Annotated in this window: 5 protein-coding genes and 1 pseudogene; 4 read left to right on the top strand and 2 right to left on the bottom strand. The window is 57.7% G+C overall.

The window, feature by feature from the left end:
- Positions 1-31: 31 nt before the first annotated feature.
- Together AC1DH9_RS21650 and map are read right to left on the bottom strand one after the other, a co-directional pair.
- On the bottom strand, positions 32-2,734 hold the full coding sequence (locus AC1DH9_RS21650; protein ID WP_477808759.1) for a [protein-PII] uridylyltransferase: 2,703 nt from the start codon (positions 2,732-2,734) through the stop codon (positions 32-34).
- Between the two features lie 43 nt (positions 2,735-2,777).
- Positions 2,778-3,560, bottom strand: coding sequence for a type I methionyl aminopeptidase (gene map / locus AC1DH9_RS21645; RefSeq protein WP_427541001.1), 783 nt, complete (start codon positions 3,558-3,560; stop codon positions 2,778-2,780).
- A gap of 371 nt (positions 3,561-3,931) precedes the next feature.
- Between map and rpsB the strand changes: the two genes are divergently transcribed.
- From rpsB to AC1DH9_RS21625, 4 genes and pseudogenes are all read left to right on the top strand, one after another.
- Complete coding sequence (gene rpsB, locus AC1DH9_RS21640; protein ID WP_003219330.1) at positions 3,932-4,669, top strand: 30S ribosomal protein S2; 738 nt, start codon at positions 3,932-3,934, stop codon at positions 4,667-4,669.
- Between the two features lie 204 nt (positions 4,670-4,873).
- Positions 4,874-5,420, top strand: a pseudogene (tsf, locus tag AC1DH9_RS21635) (translation elongation factor Ts).
- A gap of 210 nt (positions 5,421-5,630) precedes the next feature.
- The gene (gene pyrH / locus AC1DH9_RS21630) at positions 5,631-6,374 is read left to right on the top strand and encodes a UMP kinase (RefSeq protein WP_011059526.1); all 744 of its coding nucleotides are present in this window, start codon (positions 5,631-5,633) and stop codon (positions 6,372-6,374) included.
- A partial coding sequence (locus AC1DH9_RS21625; RefSeq protein ID WP_477808758.1) for a ribosome recycling factor occupies positions 6,371-6,572 on the top strand: 202 nt, incomplete at its 3' end. The genes pyrH and AC1DH9_RS21625, both read left to right, overlap by 4 nt.

The following is a 6,572-nucleotide window of genomic DNA, read 5'->3' as shown; positions in this document are numbered from 1 at the left end:
GGCTCGCTCCCACAGGGGAAAATTTGTTAATTCAGAAGCTGATGCGTGAAAGTTTGATATCCGGTTCGGGGCTGACGCTCAGTTGTTCGACGATCGCGTCCTGCAAACGGCTGCACAGCTGGGGGTCGGACAACGGGTGATTGCTCGCGTCGGTGATGAAGAACACGTCTTCGACCCGCTCGCCGAGGGTGGYAATCTTGGCATTCTGCAGCGACAGGTCGAATTCGAGAAAGATCGTTCCGATCCGTGCCAGCAGACCCGGACGGTCGGGGGCGCTGAGTTCCAGCACCGTCACCTGGCGCTGGGCGTCGTTGTGGATCGTCACTTGCGGTGCGAATGCAAAATGCTTGAGCTGGCGCGGCACCCGACGCTGGATGATGGTCGGGTAGTTGTCCGGGTTGCGCAGGGCCTCGGTCAGGCCGTCGCGGATCTGCTTGACCCGCGCCGGGTTGTCGCCAATCGAGTCGCCGTCGGTGTCGAGCACGATATAGGTGTCGAGGGTGAACTGGCTGGTAGAGGTGATCACCCGGGCGTCGTGAATGTTCAGGTTGAGCTGGTCCATCGCGGCCACGGTCACAGCGAAGAAGTCGTGCTGGTCCGGCGCGTAGATGAAGATCTGTGTACCGCCCTCGAATTCGCGCTGAGTGGTTTCCTTGATCAGTACCAGTGGCCCGCCATCGGCTGGCTGCTGGAGGATGGCCTCAGTGTGCCAGGCCACGTCGCCGGCGGTGTGACGCAGGAAATAATCGTCGCCCAGTTGCGACCAGAGTTGTTCGACATCGTCCGGGTCGGTGCCGCCGCGTACCAGAATATCCAGGGCGGCGCGTTGGGTCTGGCGGATCTGCTCTTCGCGATCAACCGGGTTTTCCAGGCCGCGGCGCAAGGCCCGCTTGGTTTCGGTGTAGAGCTGGCGCAACAGACTGGCGCGCCAGGAGTTCCACAATGTCGGGTTGGTGGCGTTGATGTCCGAAACGGTCAGCACATACAGGTAATCGAGGCGGGTTTCGTCGCCGACGATCTGCGCGAAGTCGTGGATCACTTGCGGGTCGGACAGGTCTTTGCGCTGGGCCGTGGTTGACATCACCAGGTGGTTTTGCACCAGCCAGACAATCAGTCGGCTGTCCCACACGGGCAGTTGATGGCGTTGGCAAAACGCTTCGGCGTCGACCGCCCCGATATCCGAGTGATCGCCATGCCGGCCCTTGCCGATGTCGTGGTACAGCCCGGCAAGGTAGATCAGCTCCGGCTTGGGCAGCTTGCCCATGAGCTTGCTGGCCAGCGGGAATTTCTCGGACACCTGGGTGTACTGCAATTTGCGCAGGTGTTTGATCAGGTTCAGCGTGTGGGCGTCGACCGTATAAATATGGAACAGGTCGTGCTGCATTTGCCCGACGATGAAACCGAACTCCGGCAGGTAGCGCCCGAGAATGCCGTAACGGTTCATCCGTCGCAGGTTGCGGTGGATGCCGATCTTGCACTTGAACAGTTCGATGAACAGGCTGGTATTGCGAATGTCATTGCGGAAATCGTCGTCGATCAGGTGCCGGTGTTCTCGCAGCAGACGAATGGTGTCAGCCCGCACGCCCTTGATTTCCGGTTGTTGGGCCATCAGCACGAAAATTTCCAGCATGGCAAACGGCGTGCGTCTGAACACGTTGGTGTTGATTGCCTCGATGTAGCCGTCATGCAACTGGAAGCGCGAGTTGATCGGTTGCGGCGGCGCTTCGTCTTCCGGTGCGAGGATGACTTCCTCGAAATGCTGGATGATCAGGTCGCTGAGCTGGGCAATGCTCATTACCACCCGGTAGTACTGCTGCATGAAGTTTTCGATGGCGTGCTTGGCGTCATCGCCTTCAAAACCCAGCAGCCCGGCGATCGAGCGCTGGTGGTCGAACAGCAGGCGGTCTTCGGCGCGGCCGGCGAGCATGTGCAGGGCGTAGCGGACCTTCCACAAAAACTCCTGGGACGAGGCCAGCAGGGCGTTTTCGCTTTCGACCWGGAAGCCTTCGCCCGCCAGTGCACGCAGGTTGAGCGTGCCGTATTGGCGGCGTGCCACCCAGAGAATCGTCTGAATATCCCGTAGGCCGCCAGGCGAACCTTTGACGTTGGGTTCCAGGTTGTATTCGGTGTCGTTGTATTTGTGGTGACGGGCCTTTTGTTCGGCGCGTTTGGCCAGAAAAAACTCCTTGGCCGGCCACATGTGCTCGGTGCTGGTGACATCGAGCATGCGCTGGCGCAAGTGCTCGGGGCCGGCAATGGTGCGGCTCTCCATCAGGTTGGTGATGATGGTCAGGTCGGCGCGGGCTTGTTCGGCGCATTCGTCCACCGAGCGTACGCTCTGGCCAACTTCCAGGCCGATGTCCCATAGCAGCGTCAGAAAGCGCTCGATGGAGTCGCGGAAAACTTCGTGATCGGCGTTGTCCAGCAGAATCAGCAAATCGATGTCGGAGTAGGGGTGCAGCTCGCCGCGACCGTAGCCGCCGACCGCGACCAGCGCGATGTCGGCGTCTTCACTCCAATTGAACTGCTCCCAGGCCTGTTGCAGGATGTTGTCGACGAACCAGGCGCGATCCTCGATCAGCCGGCGAATATCCCGTCCGCTGCGAAATCGCGCGTCGAGCACCTCTTGTGCCTGGCGGATGGCCTTCTTGAAGGCCGCGATCGGGCTTGCCTTCAGGGCCAGTTCGGCCTGGAACTGGCCGCGGTCGAAGAGTTCGGGATCCACCTGCGGCATCGATTGGCTTTCCTTCTATAGGCTGGGTGCGGAGCTTGTCGGATCAGGCCGAAACGCGAGGGATGGTGTCATCGCTGCGCAGGGTGAAGATTTCATAGCCGGTTTCGGTCACCAGCAGGGTGTGCTCCCACTGGGCCGACAGCTTGCGATCCTTGGTGATCGCGGTCCAGCCATCGCCGAGTACCTTGGTGTCGGCACGGCCCTGATTGATCATCGGCTCGATGGTGAAGGTCATGCCGGCTTTCAGTTCCATGCCGGTACCGGCGCGGCCGTAATGCAGGATTTGCGGTTCTTCGTGGAATACCTTGCCGATGCCGTGACCGCAGAACTCGCGAACCACCGAGAAGCCGTTCTTTTCAGCGTGCTTCTGGATGACTTCGCCGATATCGCCGAGGCGGCAGCCAGGCTTGACCAGTTGGATGGCCTTGTACATGCATTCCTGGGTGACTTGCGACAGGCGCTCGGCCCAGACCGGCACGGTGCCGACGTGGAACATACGGCTGGTGTCGCCGTGATAGCCATCCTTGATCACGGTGACGTCGATGTTCAGCGTGTCGCCATCTTTAAGCGGCTTCTCGTTCGGGATGCCGTGGCAGACCACGTGGTTGATCGACGTGCAGATCGACTTCGGAAAGCCCTTATAGTTGAGCGGGGCAGGGATGGCTTTCTGCTCGTTGACGATGTAGTCGTGGCAGATGCGGTCCAGCTCTTCGGTCGTGACGCCCGGCTTGACGTATTCGGCAATCATTTCCAGTACATCGGCGGCAAGCTTGCCGGCGATACGCATTTTTGCGATGTCCTCTGGGGTTTTGAGGGTGACGGTCATACAGGTTCTCTCTACGCTCAGCGGCGCTTTCTATACGGAATGGGCTCTGCGTGATGCTGCTCGCAGCCCTGAAAAACATGATTCTACCAGACGATCACGGCGAATCCGTGCCTCTGTGCGTCGCTTCTCTTTATAGAATGGCGCATTCTGGGGGGATTCCAAGGGCCGGAGCAAAAGCACTGATCGGCTTTTAAGAATCCGGGTTTCGTTTTCGCCCTCCTTGTGATATAAAATGCGCCGCTTTCCGGGTATACCCCGAAAAGCTTAAATCCACACACGTGTCGACACGATGACCTGGGTGCCTTCAGCTGATGCTGCTGGTTGGTCATTGGGATACGTGGAGGCCAAACCCGACTTATTAAGGAACTATCATGTCCCAAGTCAACATGCGCGATATGCTGAAGGCCGGTGTGCACTTCGGTCACCAGACCCGTTACTGGAACCCGAAAATGGGTAAGTACATTTTCGGCGCGCGTAACAAGATCCACATCATCAACCTTGAAAAAACCCTGCCAATGTTCAACGAAGCTCTGACTTTCGTAGAGCGTCTGGCCCAGGGCAAAAACAAGATTCTGTTCGTCGGCACCAAGCGTTCCGCTGGCAAGATCGTTGCTGAAGAAGCAGCACGTTGCGGTTCGCCGTACGTCGATCACCGCTGGTTGGGCGGCATGCTGACCAACTTCAAAACCATCCGTGCTTCCATCAAGCGTCTGCGTGACCTTGAAGTGCAAGCCGAAGACGGTACTTTCGCCAAGCTGACCAAGAAAGAGGCGCTGATGCGCACTCGCGACCTGGAAAAGCTCGATCGTTCCCTGGGTGGTATCAAGGACATGGGCGGTCTGCCTGACGCTCTGTTCGTTATCGACGTTGATCACGAGCGCATCGCGATCACCGAAGCCAACAAGCTGGGCATCCCGGTTATCGGCGTAGTCGATACCAACAGCAGCCCGGAAGGCGTTGACTACATCATCCCAGGTAACGATGACGCAATCCGCGCTATCCAGCTGTACATGGGTTCGATGGCTGACGCTGTAATCCGCGGTCGCAACCACGTTGCTGGCGGCACCGAGCAGTTCGTTGAAGAAGCTCCGGTAGCAGCAGCTGAGTAATTGACGCCTTGGCGTTGACTCAGTAAGCAAAAAGGGGGCTTGGCCCCCTTTTTGCCACCTCGAAAACCATTTGTTGGCGCCTGTTTTCAGGGTGTCGCTACTGCATCTGTAATGTGCAGCAGCTAACAAGGGTGGTTCGGGAAGAATTGAACGCCCGTTCGATCGGGTGGAATGGTTGATAACCTATCCAAGAGGAATTTTGAAATGGCAGAGATTACTGCAGCGTTGGTCAAAGAACTGCGCGAGCGTACTGGCGAAGGCATGATGGACTGCAAGAAAGCCTTGACCAAGGCTGGCGGCGACATCGAGAAAGCCATTGATGACATGCGTGCTTCGGGCGCCATCAAGGCTGCCAAGAAAGCAGGCAACATTGCTGCTGAAGGCCAAAGACATCGCTATGCACGTAGCTGCCAGCAACCCTGAGTTCCTGCTGCCGTCGGAAGTTTCCGCTGAAGCCATCGAACGCGAAAAAGCCGTGTTCATGAGCCTCAACGAAGACAAGATCAAAGGCAAGCCAGCCGAAATCGTTGAAAAAATGGTTGCCGGTCGTATCACCAAGTTCCTGGCTGAAGCCAGCCTGGTTGAGCAGGCGTTCGTCAAGAACCCTGAAATCAAGGTCGGTGAGCTGGCCAAGAAAGGCGGCGCTGAAATCGTTTCCTTCACTTACTTCAAAGTAGGCGAAGGCATCGAGAAGCCAGTCGACAACTTCGCTGAAGAAGTTGCTGCACAGCTGGCTGCCAGCAAGCAATAAGACGGTTTTTTAACTGTCGCCCTGAAGAGGCTGCCCGCTCACGCGCGCAGCCTCTTTTCAGATGGGGAAGCCAATTTATTTGGTTTTCCGTCGGAACTGGCTTACAAAGCCGTGTTCTGATGGCGCTGTGATAGCGTCACGTTAGAGTGAACGCAGGCTGCAAACAGCCCGCAAAGAATTTTTTAAAATACGCCGCAGGAGAGATTCGCAATGGCTCAGCAGGGCAGTGGTTATCAGGCTCGCTATAAACGCATTCTACTCAAGCTTAGCGGCGAGGCCCTGATGGGCTCCGAAGAGTTCGGGATCGACCCCAAGGTTCTGGATCGCATGGCGCTGGAAGTCGGCCAACTGGTCGGTATCGGTGTTCAGGTCGGTCTGGTGATTGGTGGTGGTAATCTGTTCCGAGGCGCGGCACTGAGTGCAGCCGGCATGGATCGGGTGACTGGCGACCACATGGGCATGCTGGCCACTGTAATGAACGCCCTGGCCATGCGTGACGCGCTGGAACGTGCGAATATCTCGGCCATCGTGATGTCGGCTATTTCGATGGTAGGCGTGACCGATCACTACGATCGCCGCAAAGCCATGCGCCACCTGAACTCCAAGGAAGTGGTCATTTTCGCTGCCGGTACCGGCAACCCGTTCTTCACCACGGACTCGGCAGCCTGCTTGCGTGCGATCGAGATCGATGCTGACGTCGTGTTGAAGGCGACCAAGGTTGATGGTGTGTACACCGCTGACCCATTCAAAGACCCGCATGCCGAGAAGTTCGATCATCTGACCTACGATGAGGTACTGGATCGCAAGCTGGGTGTGATGGATCTGACGGCTATTTGCCTGTGCCGCGACCACAAGATGCCGCTGCGGGTATTTAATATGAACAAGCCCGGCGCCCTGCTGAACATCGTACATGGCGGCGCTGAAGGAACCCTGATCGAGGAAGGCGAACAATGATCAACGAAATCAAGAAAGACGCTCAAGAGCGCATGACCAAATCCCTGGAGTCCCTGGCTCACGCTTTTGGTCAGATTCGTACAGGTAAGGCGCACCCAAGTATCCTGGGCAGTGTGATGGTGCCTTACTACGGTTCGGATACTCCTTTGAGCAGCGTGGCCAACGTCACCGTGAAGGACTCCCGGACCCTGCAAGTCG

This window comes from Pseudomonas sp. 05T35 (genome assembly GCF_056396605.1).
This window is presented reverse-complemented; position numbering and strand designations above follow the sequence as displayed.

Excerpts from the sequence above, each read along its gene's own strand:
- rpsB (WP_003219330.1), top strand. The coding sequence starts at position 3,932 with ATGTCCCAAGTCAACATGCGCGATATGCTGAAGGCCGGTGTGCACTTC.
- map (WP_427541001.1), bottom strand. The coding sequence starts at position 3,560 with ATGACCGTCACCCTCAAAACCCCAGAGGACATCGCAAAAATGCGTATC.
- pyrH (WP_011059526.1), top strand. The coding sequence starts at position 5,631 with ATGGCTCAGCAGGGCAGTGGTTATCAGGCTCGCTATAAACGCATTCTA.